Origin of the sequence: Citrobacter sp. wls711, assembly GCF_005281055.1 — a bacterium.
Taxonomy (GTDB): Bacteria; Pseudomonadota; Gammaproteobacteria; order Enterobacterales; family Enterobacteriaceae; genus Citrobacter; species Citrobacter gillenii.
The window spans coordinates 38,895-57,231 of sequence record NZ_SZXC01000048.1; the positions used below are offsets into that span (position 1 = coordinate 38,895).

At 54.5% G+C, this 18,337-nt stretch carries 15 protein-coding genes, 1 tRNA gene and 1 pseudogene; 6 read left to right on the plus strand and 11 right to left on the minus strand.

Translation table 11 applies throughout. The features are described 5' to 3' along the window. Positions 1 to 44: 44 nt before the first annotated feature. The 3 genes from FDW98_RS14610 to pepA form a co-directional block, all read right to left on the minus strand. Positions 45 to 2,900 carry a valine--tRNA ligase gene (locus tag FDW98_RS14610; RefSeq protein ID WP_096758491.1) on the minus strand — a complete coding sequence of 952 codons (2,856 nt, stop codon included), beginning with the start codon at positions 2,898 to 2,900 and terminating at the stop codon, positions 45 to 47. Continuing rightward, a complete protein-coding gene (gene holC, locus FDW98_RS14615; protein WP_096758490.1) occupies positions 2,900 to 3,343 on the minus strand; it encodes a DNA polymerase III subunit chi in 444 nt (147 codons plus the stop codon). Before holC ends, FDW98_RS14610 begins: the two co-directional genes overlap by 1 nt. Before the next feature lie 129 nt (positions 3,344 to 3,472). Beyond that, positions 3,473 to 4,984 (minus strand): leucyl aminopeptidase, encoded by a 1,512-nt coding sequence (gene pepA, locus FDW98_RS14620; protein WP_005134172.1) that lies wholly within the window; start codon positions 4,982 to 4,984, stop codon positions 3,473 to 3,475. A gap of 153 nt (positions 4,985 to 5,137) precedes the next feature. On the opposite strand from pepA, the gene FDW98_RS23515 reads away from it, so the two are divergent. The 3 genes from FDW98_RS23515 to lptG all read left to right on the plus strand — a co-directional run bounded on the left by FDW98_RS23515 (position 5,138) and on the right by lptG (position 7,433). Continuing rightward, the gene (locus FDW98_RS23515) at positions 5,138 to 5,188 is read left to right on the plus strand and encodes a hypothetical protein (protein WP_212723231.1); all 51 of its coding nucleotides are present in this window, start codon (positions 5,138 to 5,140) and stop codon (positions 5,186 to 5,188) included. Between the two features lie 62 nt (positions 5,189 to 5,250). Further along, on the plus strand, positions 5,251 to 6,351 hold the full coding sequence (gene lptF / locus FDW98_RS14625) for an LPS export ABC transporter permease LptF (RefSeq protein ID WP_096758488.1): 1,101 nt from the start codon (positions 5,251 to 5,253) through the stop codon (positions 6,349 to 6,351). After that, positions 6,351 to 7,433 carry an LPS export ABC transporter permease LptG gene (gene lptG, locus FDW98_RS14630; protein WP_137398875.1) on the plus strand — a complete coding sequence of 361 codons (1,083 nt, stop codon included), beginning with the start codon at positions 6,351 to 6,353 and terminating at the stop codon, positions 7,431 to 7,433. The genes lptF and lptG overlap by 1 nt, the downstream gene beginning before the upstream one ends. Before the next feature lie 103 nt (positions 7,434 to 7,536). Here lptG and FDW98_RS14635 read toward each other — a convergent pair whose 3' ends face one another. From FDW98_RS14635 to idnD, 5 genes are all read right to left on the minus strand, one after another. After that, on the minus strand, positions 7,537 to 9,039 hold the full coding sequence (locus FDW98_RS14635) for a helicase HerA-like C-terminal domain-containing protein (protein WP_096759474.1): 1,503 nt from the start codon (positions 9,037 to 9,039) through the stop codon (positions 7,537 to 7,539). 79 nt (positions 9,040 to 9,118) lie between these two features. Beyond that, on the minus strand, positions 9,119 to 10,117 hold the full coding sequence (locus FDW98_RS14640) for a LacI family DNA-binding transcriptional regulator (protein WP_096758486.1): 999 nt from the start codon (positions 10,115 to 10,117) through the stop codon (positions 9,119 to 9,121). A gap of 51 nt (positions 10,118 to 10,168) precedes the next feature. Then, a complete protein-coding gene (gene idnT / locus FDW98_RS14645; protein WP_016155581.1) occupies positions 10,169 to 11,488 on the minus strand; it encodes a gnt-II system L-idonate transporter in 1,320 nt (439 codons plus the stop codon). Positions 11,489 to 11,570: 82 nt separating this feature from the next. Continuing rightward, positions 11,571 to 12,335: a gluconate 5-dehydrogenase gene (gene idnO / locus FDW98_RS14650; RefSeq protein WP_096758485.1), complete on the minus strand. Its 765-nt coding sequence runs from the start codon at positions 12,333 to 12,335 to the stop codon at positions 11,571 to 11,573. A gap of 11 nt (positions 12,336 to 12,346) precedes the next feature. Then, the gene (idnD, locus tag FDW98_RS14655; RefSeq protein ID WP_096758484.1) at positions 12,347 to 13,390 is read right to left on the minus strand and encodes an L-idonate 5-dehydrogenase; all 1,044 of its coding nucleotides are present in this window, start codon (positions 13,388 to 13,390) and stop codon (positions 12,347 to 12,349) included. A 217-nt stretch (positions 13,391 to 13,607) separates the two neighbouring features. Here idnD and idnK point away from each other — a divergent pair, with 217 nt between their 5' ends. Next, positions 13,608 to 14,129, plus strand: a complete 522-nt coding sequence (gene idnK, locus FDW98_RS14660) for a gluconokinase (protein ID WP_096758483.1) — start codon at positions 13,608 to 13,610, stop codon at positions 14,127 to 14,129. Positions 14,130 to 14,160: 31 nt separating this feature from the next. Here idnK and FDW98_RS14665 read toward each other — a convergent pair whose 3' ends face one another. From FDW98_RS14665 to FDW98_RS14675, 3 genes are all read right to left on the minus strand, one after another. Then, entirely contained in the window at positions 14,161 to 15,180 is a 1,020-nt protein-coding gene (locus tag FDW98_RS14665; protein WP_096758482.1) for an NAD(P)-dependent alcohol dehydrogenase, read from the minus strand. Positions 15,181 to 15,254: 74 nt separating this feature from the next. Next, a complete protein-coding gene (locus FDW98_RS14670) occupies positions 15,255 to 15,836 on the minus strand; it encodes a bifunctional 2-polyprenyl-6-hydroxyphenol methylase/3-demethylubiquinol 3-O-methyltransferase UbiG (RefSeq protein ID WP_096758481.1) in 582 nt (193 codons plus the stop codon). Then, positions 15,836 to 16,849: an HNH endonuclease gene (locus FDW98_RS14675; RefSeq protein WP_096758480.1), complete on the minus strand. Its 1,014-nt coding sequence runs from the start codon at positions 16,847 to 16,849 to the stop codon at positions 15,836 to 15,838. The genes FDW98_RS14670 and FDW98_RS14675 overlap by 1 nt, the downstream gene beginning before the upstream one ends. Positions 16,850 to 17,138: 289 nt before the next feature. On the opposite strand from FDW98_RS14675, the gene FDW98_RS14680 reads away from it, so the two are divergent. After that, positions 17,139 to 17,223, plus strand: a tRNA-Leu gene (locus tag FDW98_RS14680). A 199-nt stretch (positions 17,224 to 17,422) separates the two neighbouring features. After that, positions 17,423 to 18,310: pseudogene (locus FDW98_RS14685) on the plus strand (tyrosine-type recombinase/integrase); the annotation flags it as partial. Positions 18,311 to 18,337 lie beyond the last annotated feature (27 nt).

The following is an 18,337-nucleotide window of genomic DNA, read 5'->3' on the forward strand; positions in this document are numbered from 1 at the left end:
GTGCCTGTTTGCCGGATAAGCGTAGCGCCATCCGGCAAACAGCTTTACAGCGCGGCAATAACCGCCTGCTGTTCAATCAGCTTCGCTTTCGCTTCCGCGTAACCTTCCAGCTTCTCACGCTCTTTAGCGATCACCGCTTCCGGCGCGCGTGCGACAAAGCCTTCGTTGGACAGTTTGGCTTCAATGCGGCCAATCTCACCGTCGATTTTGGTCACTTCTTTCGCCAGACGTGCCAGCTCATCTTCTTTATTGATCAGGCCAGCCATCGGGATCAGCAGCTCGGCGCCGTCGATAATTTTGGTCACGGAAACCGGACCTTTATCATCAGCAGGCAGCACGGTGATGCTTTCCAGACGTGCCAGGTTCAGCAAGAAGCTACGGTTGTCGTTCACACGACGCATCGCGTCGGTGCTGCAACCACGCAGCAGCAGCTCCAGCGGTTTGCCCGGCGCGATGTTCATTTCCGCACGGATGTTACGGATGGCCACGATCGCCTGCTTCAGCCATTCGGTATCGGCCAACGCGGCTTCATCAACCTGCGCCGCATCGTATTCCGGGAACGGCTGCAGCATGATGGTGTCGGCAGTGTTACCGCAAATAACCTTCACACGCTGCCAGATGGTTTCGGTGATGAATGGGATGATTGGGTGCGCCAGGCGCAGCAAACCTTCCAGCACGGTGACCAGCGTATGGCGGGTGCCGCGCAGCTCAGACTCAGAACCACCGGTCATGACCGGCTTGGTCAGCTCCAGGTACCAGTCGCAGAACTGGTTCCAGGTGAACTCGTACAGAATGCCCGCGGCGATATCGAAGCGGAAGTTATCCAGTGCCTCGCGGTACGCTTTGATGGTCTGGTTGAATTCCGTCAGAATCCAACGGTCCGCCAGCGACAGGGTCATTTCGCCGCCGTTGAAGCCGCAATCCTGATCTTCAGTGTTCATCAGCACAAAGCGGCTGGCGTTCCACAGCTTGTTACAGAAGTTACGGTAACCTTCCAGACGCTTCATATCCCAGTTGATATCGCGACCGGTTGAGGCCAGTGCCGCCAGGGTGAAACGCAGGGCGTCGGTACCGTGTGGCTCGATGCCGTCCGGGAACTGCTTCTCGGTACGTTTAGCAATTTTCTCAGCCAGCTGCGGCTGCATCATATTGCCGGTACGTTTCTCCAGCAGATCCGGCAGGGAAATACCATCAACCATATCCAGCGGGTCGATAACGTTACCCTTGGACTTGGACATCTTCTGGCCTTCGTCGTCACGAATCAGACCGGTCATGTAGACCGTCTTAAACGGAACCTGCGGCTTGCCGTTTTCATCTTTGATGAAGTGCATGGTCATCATGATCATGCGGGCAATCCAGAAGAAGATGATATCGAAGCCAGAAACCATCACACTGGTTGGGTGGAACTGACGCAGCGCGTCGGTGTTTTCCGGCCAACCCAGCGTAGAGAAGGTCCACAGCGCGGAGGAGAACCAGGTGTCGAGAACGTCTTCATCCTGACGCAGCGCAACGTCGGTGCCGAGGTTGTTTTCCTGACGCACTTCGTCTTCGGTACGGCCGACATAGACGTTGCCGTCGTTGTCATACCAGGCCGGGATGCGGTGACCCCACCACAGCTGGCGGGAGATACACCAGTCCTGGATATCACGCATCCAGGAGAAATACATGTTTTCGTACTGCTTCGGCACGAACTGAATGTCGCCGTTCTCAACCGCTTCTACCGCCGGTTTTGCCAGCACGTCGGCACGGACGTACCACTGGTCGGTTAGCATCGGTTCGATAACCACGCCGCCACGGTCGCCGTAAGGCACGGTCAGGTCGTGCGGTTTAATCTCTTCCAGCAGGCCCAGCGCGTCGATAGCAGCAACCACCGCTTTACGTGCGGCAAAGCGCTCCAGCTTCTGGAACTCAGCCGGGATCGCGTTGGAATAGACGTCAGATTCTTCGCCTTTGGTGTCGTACACTTCCGCGGTTTCGCGGATGTCGCCGTCAAAGGTCAGGATGTTGATCATCGGCAGGCCGTGACGTTTACCGACTTCATAGTCGTTAAAGTCGTGCGCCGGGGTGATCTTCACGCAGCCGGTGCCTTTTTCCATATCGGCGTGTTCATCACCAACAATCGGAATACGGCGGTTAACCAGCGGCAGGATAACGAATTTGCCGATCAGATCTTTATAACGCGGATCTTCCGGGTTGACGGCCACACCGGTATCGCCCAGCAAGGTTTCCGGACGCGTGGTGGCGACCACCAGATAATCTTTCCCGTCTGCGGTTTTTGCGCCGTCAGCCAGCGGATAGCGGATGTGCCACATTGAGCCTTTTGACTCGCGGTTTTCTACTTCCAGATCGGAGATGGCGGTGCGCAATTTCGGGTCCCAGTTTACCAGGCGCTTGCCACGGTAAATCAGGTCTTCTTTGTACAGGCGAACAAAGACTTCTTTCACGGCATTGGAAAGACCTTCGTCCATGGTGAAGCGCTCGCGCTCCCAGTCCACGGAGTTGCCCAGACGGCGCATCTGACGGGTAATGGTGCCGCCGGATTCCGCTTTCCACTGCCAGATTTTATCGATAAACGCATCGCGACCGTAGTCGTGACGGGTTTTACCTTCTTCAGCGGCAATCTTACGCTCAACCACCATTTGGGTGGCGATACCCGCGTGGTCGGTACCGGCCTGCCACAGGGTGTTTTTACCCTGCATGCGCTGGTAGCGAATCATGGTGTCCATGATGGTTTGCTGGAAAGCATGACCCATATGCAAACTGCCGGTGACGTTCGGCGGCGGGATCATGATGCAGAAGGACTCTTTGCTTTCATCGCCGTTAGGTTTGAAATAGCCCTGCTTTTCCCAGTGCTCGTAAAGCGGCTGTTCGATATCTTGTGGGTTGTATGTCTTTTCCATTATTTCCAGGTTGCCGTATTCAGGTTAAAACCAGCCACGCGGTAAGCTTTGTAGCGCTCGCGTGCCGATTGTTTCAAAGAATCTTCATAAGGGACGAAGTCTACCACTTCTGTGAAAGCGGTGGCAAAATCTACAAAGCCGACGCGCAAACTGATCAGCAGATCGCGTGGGCTGCTGTTGCGTTTTTCTGGCCAGGCTATTTCGACCGGAGCACCGCCACGCGGGCCTTCCCCCGCCAGATTATGCGGCACGAAGCTTTCTGCCGGTCTTGCCCACAGCGCTTCATCCAGCCGAATAGCCTGTTTTTCGTCTTCACAGGCGATCAGTACGCGCTTGCCCGCGCGCCAACGTTCTGCGGCAATTTCACACACCAGTTGTTCAACGGCGCTTAAGCCATCTTGTTGTGTGTCGTTATCCAGAAGATAGAACGTTGCGTTTCTCATAATATGGGGCTTCTTGTTGTGGATTTAAATGCAAAACCGGATGGCGCTACGCTTATCCGGCCTACGGTTAAATACTCACTGTAGGCCGGATAAGACGCGTATGCGGCGCCATCCGGCAATCAAGCAAACTTACTCTTCGCCGTTAAACCCGGCGCGATTGAGCAGGAACTGCGACAGCAGCGCCACCGGACGACCGGTTGCACCTTTGGCTTTTCCTGAACGCCAGGCGGTTCCCGCGATGTCGAGGTGTGCCCAGTTGTACTTACGGGTAAAGCGCGACAGGAAGCAGCCAGCGGTAATCGCGCCGCCAGGGCGTCCGCCGATGTTCGCCATATCTGCGAAGTTGGACTCCAGCTGTTCCTGGAACTCATCACCCAGCGGTAAACGCCATGCGCGATCGCCCGCCTGTTCGGACGCGCCAATCAGCTCGTGCGCCAGCGGGTTGTGGTTCGACATCAGGCCGGTGATGTGATGACCCAGCGCAATCACGCAGGCGCCGGTCAGGGTGGCGACGTCGATGACCGCTTCAGGTTCGAAACGCTCGACATAGGTTAACACGTCGCACAGCACCAGGCGGCCTTCGGCATCGGTGTTCAGTACTTCAACAGTCTGACCGGACATGGTGGTTAACACATCACCCGGACGATACGCGCGCCCGCCTGGCATGTTTTCACAGCCCGCCAGCACGCCGACAACGTTGATGGGTAACTGAAGTTCCGCCACCATACGCATCACACCGTATACTGCCGCCGCGCCGCACATGTCGTATTTCATCTCATCCATGCCTTCAGCAGGCTTGATGGAAATACCGCCGGAGTCGAAGGTTAGCCCTTTACCGACCAACACAATAGGACGTGCGTCTTCTGACGGGTTGCCTTTGTACTCGATAACCGACATCAGCGACTCGTTCTGCGAACCGTGTCCGACGGCGAGATAAGAGTGCATGCCCAGCTCTTTCATCTGCTGTTCGCCAATGACGCGCGTGACGACATTTTTGCTGTAGCTGTCGGCCAGTTGACGCGCCTGAGAAGCCAGGTACGCTGCGTTACAGATGTTCGGCGGCATGTTGCCGAGATCTTTCGCGGCTTTAATACCGGCGGCAATCGCCAGGCCGTGCTGAATGGCGCGCTCGCCGCTGGTCAGTTCACGGCGGGTAGGGACGTTGAACACCATTTTACGCAGCGGGCGACGTGGCTCGCTTTTGTTGGTCTTCAACTGATCAAAACTGTAGAGGGTCTCTTGTGCTGTCTCGACAGCTTGACGCACTTTCCAGTAGTTGTTACGGCCTTTAACGTGCAGTTCGGTCAGGAAGCAGACGGCTTCCATGGAGCCGGTATCATTCAGAGTATTGATGGTTTTCTGAATAACCTGCTTGTACTGGCGCTCATCAAGTTCGCGCTCTTTGCCACAACCAATGAGAAGAATGCGCTCAGACAGAACGTTAGGAACGTGGTGTAGCAACAGGGTCTGACCCGGTTTGCCTTCCAGTTCGCCACGACGCAGCAGGGCGCTGATGTACCCGTCGCTGATCTTATCGAGCTGCTCTGCAATCGGAGAAAGGCGGCGTGGTTCAAAGACGCCCACGACGATGCAGGCACTCCGCTGTTTCTCTGGGCTACCGCTTTTTACACTGAACTCCATGCACTACGCTCCTGAATCTTAAAGACAACGGCGGTGGCTACGGATAGAATTGCAAGCTTTCGTAACTCATACCCGCTGTTGCGGTGACTTCGTGTTAATCTTAACGTTATTACGGCATTGGCACGTCAGAACAATTTCTGAGAGGTGGATCCGTTGAGTATAATGATCTTAGCGACGATTTCGACGACTCAAGAGAATAAATGACGTTTAAGCCATGAAACAAGCTATTTTCCTGCAAAAGACGGGTTTTTACGGGCGTATTTAAAGTGATAATCATAAGATATCTGGTACGGGAAACGCTCAAAAGCCAACTTGCGATCCTATTCATCCTGCTGTTGATCTTCTTTTGTCAAAAGCTTGTCAGGATCCTCGGTGCGGCGGTTGACGGTGACATCCCGGCAAATCTGGTGCTCTCGCTGCTGGGGCTGGGCGTGCCAGAAATGGCGCAACTTATCTTGCCATTAAGCCTGTTCCTCGGGCTGCTCATGACGCTGGGCAAACTGTATACCGAAAGTGAAATTACGGTGATGCACGCCTGCGGGCTGAGTAAGGCCGTACTGGTGAAAGCGGCGATGGTGCTGGCGTTGTTTACCAGTATCTTTGCGGCGATCAACGTGATGTGGGCGGGGCCCTGGTCTTCAAAGCATCAGGACGAAGTGCTGGCAGAAGCGAAAGCGAACCCCGGCATGGCGGCGCTCGCGCAAGGACAGTTCCAGCAGGCCACTAACGGCAGCTCGGTGCTGTTTATTGAAAGCGTCGATGGCAGTAATTTCAAAGATGTGTTCCTCGCGCAGATCCGCCCAAAAGGTAACGCCCGTCCTTCCGTGGTCGTGGCCGATTCCGGACATCTGACGCAGCTACGCGATGGCTCCCAGGTGGTGTCGCTGAACGAAGGTACGCGCTTTGAAGGGACCGCGCTGCTGCGTGACTTCCGCATTACCGACTTCAAGGACTATCAGGCAATTATTGGCCATCAGGCCGTGGCGCTGGATCCGAACGATACCGACCAGATGAGTATGCACACGCTGTGGACCACCGACACCGATCGCGCCCGTGCGGAGCTGCACTGGCGTATCACGTTAGTATTCACCGTGTTTATGATGGCGCTGATGGTGGTACCGCTGAGCGTGGTGAATCCACGTCAGGGACGCGTACTGTCGATGCTGCCCGCCATGCTGCTTTATCTGATGTTCTTCCTGATCCAGACCTCACTGAAGTCGAACGGCGGCAAAGGGAAACTGGATCCGGTGTTCTGGATGTGGACGGTTAACCTGAGTTATCTGGCTCTGGCGATTGCGCTTAACCTGTGGGATACGGTGCCTGTGCGCCGCTTGCGTGCCCGTTTTCTGCGTAAAGGAGCGGTATAATGCAGCCCTTTGGTGTACTTGACCGCTATATCGGTAAAACCATTTTTACCACCATCATGATGACGTTGTTCATGCTGGTGTCGCTCTCCGGCATCATCAAGTTTGTTGACCAGTTGAAAAAGGCCGGGCAGGGGAGCTACGACGCGATGGGGGCCGGGCTGTATACGCTGCTCAGTGCTCCTAAAGACATTCAGATCTTCTTCCCGATGGCGGCGCTGCTCGGCGCGCTGCTGGGATTGGGCATGCTGGCCCAGCGCAGTGAACTGGTGGTGATGCAGGCGTCTGGTTTTACCCGCATGCAGGTTGCGCTGTCGGTGATGAAAACCGCTATTCCGCTGGTGCTGTTGACGATGGCTATCGGGGAATGGGTTGCGCCGCAGGGTGAACAGATGGCGCGTAACTACCGCGCACAGCAGATGTACGGTGGCTCGCTGCTGTCTACCCAGCAAGGGCTGTGTGCGAAAGACGGCGACAGCTTTGTCTACATCGAGCGGGTGAAAGGCGACGAAGAGTTAGGGGGCATCAGTATTTATACCTTTAACGACCAGCGTCGTTTGCAGTCCGTGCGCTATGCGGCTTCTGCCAAATTTGATAAAGACAATAAGGTCTGGCGTCTGTCGCAGGTGGATGAGTCCAACCTGCAGGATCCGAAGCAGGTTACCGGTTCACAAACCGTGAGCGGCACCTGGAAGACCAACCTCACGCCAGACAAACTCGGTGTCGTGGCGCTGGATCCGGATGCGCTGTCGATCAGCGGTCTGCATAATTACGTGAAGTACCTGAAGTCGAGCGGCCAGGACGCCGGACGCTACCAGCTCAACATGTGGAGCAAAGTCTTCCAGCCGCTGTCCGTGGCGGTGATGATGCTGATGGCGCTGTCGTTCATCTTTGGCCCGCTGCGTAGTGTGCCGATGGGCATGCGTGTAGTGACGGGGATTAGCTTCGGCTTCGTGTTCTACGTGCTGGACCAGATCTTTGGCCCGCTGACGCTGGTATACGGTATTCCACCGATTATCGGGGCGCTGCTGCCAAGTGCCAGCTTCTTCCTGATAAGCCTGTGGTTGATGCTGCGTAAGTCGTAATCACAGCAATCGTAGGCCTGATGGTGTTGTGCTTTTCAGGCCTACTCCGGACCCGTAGGCCGGATAAGGCGTTTACGCCGCCATCCGGCAACGTAACACGGGGCTAGCGTTTTCTTCCGCCCATCAAACTTCCCAACATGCCACGAATAATCTGATTGGTGACCTGACGCGCCGCGCTTTTCGCCACGCTCTGCACCACACCATCACGCTTGCCGCCGCGCGGTCCGGTGCTGCCAAACAAGATATCCTTAAGCCCGCCGAGAATACCGTCGTCCACTGCGACCGCTTTGCCGTTGGCGGGTGGTGTGTTTTGCTGCTCAGTACTGGCCTGCACGCCTTGCTGTAAGCGCTCATAGGCCGACTCACGGTCAACCTCTTCTTCATATTTGCCGTACAGCGCGGAGTGATTAATCAGCCCGTTGCGCTCATCGTCGGTTACCGGTCCCATGCGTGAGCACGGCGCAATCACCATCGCCCGCTCCACCACCGACGGACTGCCTTTGGCATCGAGGAACGAGATTAGCGCCTCGCCGGTCCCCAGTTCCTGAATGGCTTTTTCGGTATCAAATGCCGGATTGGCGCGCATGGTTTGTGCCGCAGTTTTCACCGCCTTCTGGTCTTTGGGGGTGAATGCGCGCAGGGCGTGCTGCACGCGGTTACCCAACTGACCGAGCACGTTGTCCGGAATATCCGACGGGTTTTGCGACACGAACCAAACACCGACGCCTTTCGAGCGGATAAGGCGGATCACCTGTTCGATTTTATCCAGCAATACCTGCGGGGCATCGTTGAACAACAGATGGGCTTCGTCGAAGAAGAACACCAGCTTGGGTTTTTCCAGATCGCCCGCTTCCGGCAACTGCTCGTATAGCTCGGAGAGCATCCACAGCAGGCTGGCGGCGTACAGTTTGGGCATCTGGTACAGTTTTTCTGCGCTAAGGATGTTGATTATCCCCTTGCCGCTGGCGTCGGTGCGCATCCAGTCTTTGATATCCAGCATCGGCTCGCCAAAGAAGTGCGCCGTGCCCTGTTGCTCCAGCGACAGCAACCCGCGCTGGATAGCCCCGACCGAGGCGCTACTGATATTGCCGTACTGATTCTGGAAGGATTTAGCGTTATCGCCGATGTACTGAGTGATAGCCCGCAGGTCTTTGAAATCGAGCAGCAACAGCCCCTGGTCATCGGCAATGCGGAAGATAATATCCAGCACGCCGGACTGCACATCGTTCAGGTTCAGCAGGCGGGCCAGCAGCAGCGGGCCGAGGTCCGATACCGTGGCGCGCACCGGGTGACCTTTCTCACCGAAGATATCCCACACCGTGACCGGATTATCATGCGGCTGCCAGTCGGTAATACCGATGTTGTTCAGACGGGTCAGCAGCTTTTCAGACGCCTGTCCTGCCTGCGCCACGCCGGTTAAGTCGCCTTTAACATCGGCCATAAACACCGGTACGCCGATCTCCGACAGCGATTCGGCCAGCTTCTGCAAGGTGACGGTTTTACCGGTCCCGGTCGCGCCGGTAATCAGCCCGTGGCGGTTGGCCATGCCAGGCAGTAAAAACAGTTCGGTGTCCGGTGTGCGGGCAATTAACAGGGGTGCGCTCATTGAGATTTCCTCCATTTATCCTGCCTGGAGTATAGGCAATGTCGATGAAAGAGAATATGCGCAGGGGAGAGAAAATGACTTAAAGCGTATTGCCGTGATAAATCTGATATCCCAAATCTACGGTGTTGTGGTTATGGTCGTTGTTCTTGATTTTACTGAGCAGCATCTGTGCCGCCATGCGACCAATGTCGAAACGTGGGGTGATCACGCTCGCGAGGCTTGGGATCATCTGCCTGCCCATTTCCAGCCCGTGGAATCCGGCAATCGAGATCTGCTCCGGCACCGCCAGATCGCGCTCGCGGCACAGCAGCAGCGCGCCCATCGCAATATCGTCGTTGGTACAGAACACGCCGTCTACATCCGGGTGCGCAGCCAGCGCGTCACGCATCATCTGGGTACCGAGATGGATGGAAGAGATGGCGCGCGGATTCACGCGCAGCGGTTCCAGACCCCGGCGGGTCATGGCATCGCAATAGCCGCGATAGCGCTGTTCGTCACGGACGTCGTCTTTCGAACCCAGATACAGGATTTTGTGGCGCGGGCGTTTATCCAGCATGGTGCTGACCATATCAAACGCCGCCTGGCGGTTATCGAATCCCACCTCCATATCCAGACGATCGCCCTGAATATCCATCAGCTCAACTACCGGAATAGTCGCTGAACGCAGAAACTTCACGGTACGTAAAGTGTGATATTTCTCGGAAAGAATAATGCCGTCGATGTTGTACGACAGCAGGTTGATAACCGATTCTTCCTCGGACTCCCGATCGTAATTGTAGTTGGCGATCAGGGTCTGATAGTTATGGTCCGAGGTCACGGATTCAATCCCGGCCAGAATGTCGGCAAACAGCTGGTTTTGAAACGAGGGGATCAGCACACCGAGCGTATAGCTTTGCGCGTTCAACAGCATTGCCGGCGCGCGGTTGGGGATGTAGTTAATCTCCTCCATAATCTGCGCGATGCGCTCGCCGGTTTCCTTTGCGACCTTTTTCGGCGAGCGGATGTAGCGACTCACCGTCATTTTGGTCACACCCGCCAGGGTGGCGATATCTTGCAAAGAAATTCTGTGGTTCCTCATCTTCTCTCCTGAGCCGGGGAGCGCAGGCTTGTGCTCCCCGGTAATGCCGAACTAATGCAGAATGGCGTTAAGCGCCAGAACCCCAAGGAGTCCCATAATGGAAATCAACGTTTCCATGACCGTCCAGGTGCGCAACGTTTCGCCGACGCTGAGATTAAAATAGCCTTTAAACAGCCAGAATCCCGGATCGTTAACGTGGGAAGCAATCACGCTGCCCGCACCGGTTGCCAGTACCATCAGCGCTGGATCGGCATGGGTGACGTTAATAATCGGCAGCACCACGCCCGCGGTAGTAATCGCCGCCACGGTGGCTGAACCGAGCGCGATGCGCAGCAACGCCGCGACCGTCCAGCACATCAACAGCGGAGAGAGTGAGGTACCGGTCATCAGGTGCGAAATATACTGGCCCACGCCGCTGTCGACCAACACCTGCTTAAACGCCCCACCGCCGGCGATGATAAACACAATCATGGCGATGGCACCGATAGAGTCGCCAATGATATCCATTATTTGCTCGATCGTACGTCCGTTACGACGACCAAGGGTGAAAATGGCGAGGACGATGGCAATAAACAAGGCGACCGCAGGGTTACCGATAAACTCAAAGAACACCCGCACGCTGTTGGTCTTCGGTAGCGTAATTTCGCACACTGCGGCGACCGCCATCAGTATGACCGGGATAACCGCTGCAAAGATACTGTTCCAGAACGACGGCATCTCTTCTTCGGTAAACAGATGTGGGTTAAATAACCCTTCCGGCGGCGCTTTCTCAAAGCGGGTCAGCAGCTTGGAGAACAGCGGCCCAGCGACAATCACCGTCGGGATAGTAATGATAAAGCCGTACAGCAGCGTGGTGCCAAGGTTGGCCTCGAAAATGGTGGCAATCGCCGTTGGTCCCGGATGAGGCGGCAGAAAACAGTGGGTCACGGACAGCGCCGCCACCATCGGCACGCCGACGTACAGCAGCGGCAGTCCGGATGAGGCCACCACCGTAAACACCAGCGGCAGCAGCAGAACAAAACCGACTTCGAAGAACATCGCCAGACCGACGACCAGCCCGGTAATGACCAGCGCCCACTGCACGCGTTTTTTACCGAACGTGCCAATCAGCGTGGTGGCGATGCGCTGGGCCGCGCCGGTATCGGAGATTAACTTTCCGAGCATGGCGCCGAACCCGAGGATCATCGCCAGCCCGCCGAGCGTCCCGCCGATCCCATTTTGTATTGAATGCAGAACGGCCTGGGCATCCATCCCTTCGGCAAAACCGACGACCGCCGCTACCAGGACCAGAGCAATAAAGCCGTTAACTTTAAAGCCAATCATCAGGACCAGGAGCAGCGCGACGCCTGCCGCAATTATAATTAATGGCATATTATTTTCTCTTATAAATTATGTAGAGTGGTGTGCCAAAAATGCAGCGCCAGGGCGCTGCGTGATGTTGCGTGGTGTTGTATCAGACGGCGACCAGCATGCCGCCATCGACAAACAGCAGGTGTCCGTTAACAAAATCGGATGCTTTGGACGAGAGGAAAACCGCCGCACCAATTAGTTCCTGCGGATCGCCCCAACGTGCGGCAGGCGTCCGTTTGCACAGCCAGGCGGTGAAGGCTTCGTCTTCGACCAGCGCTTTGGTCATCTCGGTTTTGAAGTAGCCCGGCGCGATGCCGTTCACCTGGATATTGTGGCGCGCCAGCTCAACGCACATCCCACGGGTGAGCATTTTCACCGCCCCTTTTGAGGCGGCATATGGCGTGATGGTGTCGCGGCCCAGTTCGCTCTGCATGGAGCAGATGTTGATGACTTTCCCGGCCTGGCGTTCCACCATGCGACGAGTGACCGCCTGCGACACCAGGAATACTGCCGTCTGGTTCACCGCAATCACGTCGTTCCAGTCCTGTTCCGGGAACTCGGTGAACGGATGACGGCGCTGGATACCAGCGTTATTCACCAACACATCAATCGGGCCAATATCTTTTTCGATATGGTCAATGGCGGCGTCGATATCCTGTTTATGCGTAACATTGAAAGGCGCGGCAACGGCGCGGATCCCTTCCTGCTGCAGTTTTGCCACGGCGGCTTCTGCGCGTTCCGGCGTAATATCATTGACGATGATCTGCGCGCCATATTTGCCCAGCCCGGTCGCCAGTAAATAACCAATACCCTGCGCCGAACCGGTGATCAGAATATTTTTGCCATCCAGTGAAAAAAGATCGTTCATCATGCTATTCCTTATTTTATGTCTTCAAAAACGAGCTGGACTTTCGCCGCCTGGGTTTTATCCCCGGCGAAGATCAGCGCCTGTTCAAGGTCGGTAAACGGATATTCGGCGCTGAGTAACGGCAGCGGATCGATAACGTTATTTGCCAGCCACGACACCGCGGTATTGAATTCGGTGGTAAAGCGGAACGAGCCTTTAAGCGCGATCTCTTTGCCGATCAGCATCATCATCGGGAACTCTGGTACCGCGCCGCCCATGCCGACCTGCACCATCACGCCTTTCGCGCGGGTGACTTCCAGACAGGTGGTGATTGAGGAAGGATGGCCGGAGACTTCGAAGCTGACGTCAAAATAGCCTTTCTCTTTTTTCCACGCGTCGAGCGAGTCTTGTTGCGGATTAATCAGCGTGTCTGCGCCCATCTGTTGCGCCAGCGAAAGCGAACGTGGGCTGACGTCTGCACAGACGATTTCTGCTGCGCCGAGCGTTTTCACTGCGCTGACGATCAGGCAGCCAATTGGCCCAACGCCGGAGATAAACACCCGTTTACCCTGCAGGTCGCCCGCTTCATGCGCGGCGTGGATTGCTACCGCCAGCGGTTCGGCAAAGGCCATGACTTTTTCATCGGCCTGCTGCGGGTAGGGGATGCACTGCGCGGTATCGACGGTTTTAAACCGGGTAAAGCCGCCGTCAACATGGGGAAAATACATGGCGCTGCCAAAAAATCGCATCTCCGTACACTGATTTTCTTCATGCTGCAGACAGTATTTGCAGTGGCCGCAGGGCTTCGACGGGTTAATCGCCACCGACTGACCTTCATGTAATTCAGGTGAATCACTCTGGACCACTTTACCAATAACTTCATGACCTAAAATCATCGGGGCTTTAACGGTAAAATTACCGACTTTGCCTTCCTGATAATAATGTAAATCGGAACCACAAATTCCCCCGCGGGTAATTTGAACTAACGTTCCTTTATTATTCCATTCAATATTTTGGTCGGTAATGGCAACAGCTTTCTTACCCGCGACAACGCAGGATTGGGTTTTGACTTGCATAAATTCCTCACTGGTCAGGTAGTAACCTCGGCAGCATTTAAACGGTTTTAATTGTTATTATTTGTGATGAAGATCACGCTGGAAAATTGTTACACTACAATGTTACGCATAACGTGATGCGCCTTGTAAATCTGCTCAGTGGTACTGAAAAAGCGTGAATTTCCCCATCAGCAAGGCGTAATATCGCGCCATGGAATATGAATCTGGAGTTTTTTAGATGGCTGGGGAAAGTTATATTTTGATGGGCGTTTCTGGTAGCGGTAAATCACTCATTGGCAGCAAAGTTGCCGCCGTATTATCCGCTAAATTCATAGATGGTGACGATCTCCATCCCGCCAAAAATATTGATAAAATGTCGGAAGGTATTCCATTAACTGATGAAGACCGGCTGCCGTGGTTAGAACGGTTAAATGACGCGTCATACAGCCTGTATAAAAAGAATGAAACCGGATTTATTGTCTGCTCGTCATTAAAAAAACAGTATCGCGATATATTGCGCCAGGGCAGCCCGAATGTGCATTTTTTGTGGCTGGATGGCGATTACGAGACTATTCTGGCGCGCATGCAGCGTCGGGCAGGGCATTTTATGCCGGTGGGATTACTAAAAAGTCAGTTCGACGCGCTGGAGTGCCCGCAGGAAGATGAACGCGATATTGCCCGCATCGACGTGAACCATGACATCGAGCATGTGACGGAACAGTGCCGCCAGGCGGTGCTCGCATTTCGTCATGGGCAATAAGCTCAGCCCCTTACGGGACTGAGCCACCGCATCAGAAATCGGCTTTTAGCACCACGCGGTAACGGGCTTTGCCGTCGCGTACGTGCTGGATAGCTTCATTGATTTTTGACATCGGGTACTGCTCGGTGACTGGCGACACCTTGCTGCGCCCGGCAAACTTCATCAGCTTGCGCAGTTCGAACGGCGTGCCGGTTGCCGAACCGGAGACGCTGCGATCGCCGGCAATTAAGGTAAACGCCGGCACCGGCAGCGGCTTCAGTACCGCGCCGACAGTGTGGAAATTACCGCCGTAGGCCAGCGCTTCAAAATAGGGCTGCCAGTCGAGATCGACGTTAACCGTATTAATGATGAGATCGAACTGGCCCGCCAGCGCTTTTAGCGCCTCCGGATCGCGACTGTTAACCACTTTATCGGCCCCCATCGCCAGCACTTCCTGTTCTTTCGCTGGGTTGGAGCTGAACGCGGTGACTTCGCACCCCATCGCGTGTAACAGCTTAATGGCGATATGCCCCAGGCCGCCGATACCAATCACCCCGACGCGGCTGGTGGCGGTGATGTGGTGCATCAGCAGCGGTTTGAACACCGTGATGCCGCCGCACAGCAATGGACCGGCAGCCGCATGGTCGATGCTCTCCGGCAGCGGGATCACCCACTGCCAGTCTGCACGCAGCTTCTCGGCAAAGCCGCCGCGATTGAGGATCGTGGGAACGGCACCTTCCAGGCAGTTAATCTGATTACCGCTGATACAGGCATCGCAGTGCCCGCAGCTGCGTGCCGTCCAGCCGATGCCGACGCGCTGGCCGACCTTCAGGCCTTTATCCTGCGCCGCACTGCCGAGCGCCGCCACGCGACCAATCACCTCATGCCCGGCAACCAGCGGATACTGAGAGAACCCCCATTCGTTGTCGATCATCGACAAATCAGAATGACAGATACCGCAGTATTCGACCTGTACTTCGACATCTTCCGGCTTTAGTTCTCCCGCATCATATTCATAGAGTTCGAGTTCGCTGCCCGCCTCTTTTGCGGCGTAGCTTTTTATCATCGACATCGTGTTTCCCTCAGTGTGGTGTTGAACAGGAAGTGTAGAGCATGGGGAAATAGGGTGCTTCGCAGAAGGGGGGATTAGGGCCTTTTCTGCAGCAAGGCGTTGAGCCACATTTCGTCGCGGTCAGGACGCTTATCGAGCGTCGTCCAACTGCTGATTAGCGTGATATCGCTCAGCGGTGCGATCAGCTTTTCCAGTCCCTGCTCGGTGAGATCGGTAAAGTGACGGCCGTCTTTCACTCTTTCTGTTTCGCCGTATTTGAACGAGACATACCATATCCCCCCGGTTTTAAGCGCGTGGGCGAGTTTGCTCATTACACCGGGTAACGCTTCGGCGCTCACATGCAGCAACGATGCACAGCACCAGATACCATCATAGCGTTCGGTGTCGGCGATATCGTTAAATGTCATCTGTTTGACGCACAGTCCGGTATGCTGGCTGGCAAGGTTAACCATTTCCGCAGAGGCATCGAATGCTTCGACTTGATAACCTTTTTCCAGGAAGGCTTTACTGTCACGGCCGGAGCCGCAGCCTGCATCCAGAATACGTCCGCTCTGCGGGAGGTGTCGCAGGAAGGGGAGATAAAGCGATTCCATATCGACATTAACCGTAGAGCTAAAAAAATCCTGCGCGTGGCGCTGGTAATATTCGAGAGTCATCAGAATGTATCCGTTCCTTGTGCAAGGGGTTCCCATTGGTGAAAGAGTATTTTAAGCGCCTCGTTCCAGCTGTCGTTCAAAAATGTGTTTCTCAGCGTCGGGGTCGCGCCCGTCTGGCGAATCAATGTTTCACGCAGTGGGAGATGGCTGTTAATGAAATATTCATTTCTGTCCCGAAGACGCTGAAGTAGCCTGGGTGAGGGAAGTTGGGCAAATTTGCCTTTCCCACCCCGGTTACATTCTTTGCAGGCGAGTACCAGATTCCAGACGCCATCGATATTTGCGACCTGTCCCCGAGCTTTCCACGGGATAAAATGATCAACATCGGCAAAGGTGTCGTCGCCAGGGAGCAAACTAATAGGCGCAAAACAGTAGAAGCAGCGCCCCTTCTGATAACCGTTAAGGCTGTCCCGACAGCTGGAGATCGTCACCCGCCGGTCACTGTTCCTGCTAAACAGCATTTGGTTATCGTTGTCATACTCGACATTTATCAGGTGGCTGGAGATATTCATAGCCCAGGCTTGTTCGACGAGGTTCCAGCGCGCATCTGTTTCAAAAATAAGGTTTCGGTATTGCAGGCGCTCACCCAGATTGTAGAAATTATCCGTCATCCGGATGCCTTTATGCGTTTTACGCTCATCAATAAAAAAGCGTTTTTCAATTTCGCCCTGATTCACATTGTGAAAGGCATCAATCACATTATTAAACCCCTGCCGGACCGTGATGGCGGTGAGTTCATCACGCGTGATCTCGCCGTTATTAAATTGCGTACAGGTGGCAATAAACTGGCTGCTGCGTGAGGTTATCTGCTTTGGCGCATGTCTGAGATGGCGGCACAAATGGCTGCTGAACGGTACAGCCAGATCTTCAAGCGTGATGAGATCGCTGCCATCAGGTTTGAGTTCGTGCAATGCATGGGCGAGCGCAAACTTGTAGGAAGCCACATTCTTGCCAAAGAGGATAATCCCGCGCCAGTAGTTTTCCAGCGTGGGTTCAACCTGATAGAAACGCATAACGGTGTCCTGAGAACGGTTGGTAACTGCTATTACTGGATTCAGTAACGACATCTCATAGTAAACAGCAGCAAATGTAAACCGAGCGGGTCACGTTGCATTTTTTTGCGAGGTAAATTCCGGAAAAATTCAGGTTAGAGATGAGAATAGCGGGAGGAAGAAGGGCGTGTGGGCGATCGAACCGCAATGACGCTGTTTTTTTCAACACTTAGCGCGACTATCGTGCGCTGCCGCTTGCATGGTGGCGTGCGACAGGTATAATCCACAACGTTTTCCGCATCCCTTCCGTGCCGGAGTGGCGAAATCGGTAGACGCAGTTGATTCAAAATCAACCGTAGAAATACGTGCCGGTTCGAGTCCGGCCTTCGGCACCATCGGAACATCAATAGACGTCAACGGACGTCTTTTTTTGTGCCTGAAATCCAGTATCCGCAAGGCCTTGCCCCGCTTTTCAGTCAACCGACGTCAATCTGAGTTACCCCACATCAACATGCTTGTGAGTATAGAACCGAGTATATATGCTGGTTCGATAATGCTTATATACTCACGGCAGCACATGGAAGGAGAACTTTTATGGCTCTGACAGATATCAAAGTGCGTTCTGCAAAACCGCAGGAAAAGGAGTACACCCTTGTCGATGGGGATGGCATGTTTTTGCTTATTCACCCTAACGGCTCAAAATACTGGCGGTTTCGCTTTCGCTTTGGTGGCAAGCAACACCTGATGGCGTTTGGGGTTTACCCTGAAATATCCCTCGCTGATGCTCGTCAAAAGAGGGAAGAGGCCAGAAGGCTTGTTGCTGCTGGAATCGATCCTCGTGAACACAAACGGGCCGTGAAAGAAGAACTGGCGAAAGAAGATATTACCTTTGAGTCAGTTGCCAGAGAGTGGCATGCCGCTAATAAAAAATGGTCAGAAGAACATAGCCGAAGGGTGTTAAAGAGCCTGGAAGATAATTTGTTCCCAGCAATTGGGAAGCGGAGTATTGATAGTTTTAGCACGCGCGATCTCCTTGTTCCTATCAAAGGAGTTGAGGCTACAGGGCGTTTTGAAGTGGCTTCGCGTCTTCAGCAGCGTACCAATGCGATTATGCGTTATGCAGTGCAAAGCGGTTTGATCGATTACAATCCTGCTCAGGAGATGGCTGGGGCAGTTGCTTCCAGTAACCGTGTTCATCGTCCTGCACTTGAGCTGAAACGCTTACCTGAACTACTCCACAGAATTGATAGTTACACGGGACGCCCTTTAACTCGTCTGGCAGTTGAACTCACCTTGTTAATCTTTATTCGTTCAAGTGAACTGCGTTTTGCGCGTTGGTCTGAAATAGATTTTGAAACGGCAATGTGGACAATACCGGCTGAACGAGAAGCTATTGAAGGAGTGAAGCATTCGGAACGTGGCTCGAAAATGCGTACTCCTCATTTAGTGCCACTTTCTCGTCAGGCACTGGCAATCCTTAAACTGGACTGACCCCACCCCGGTAGACGA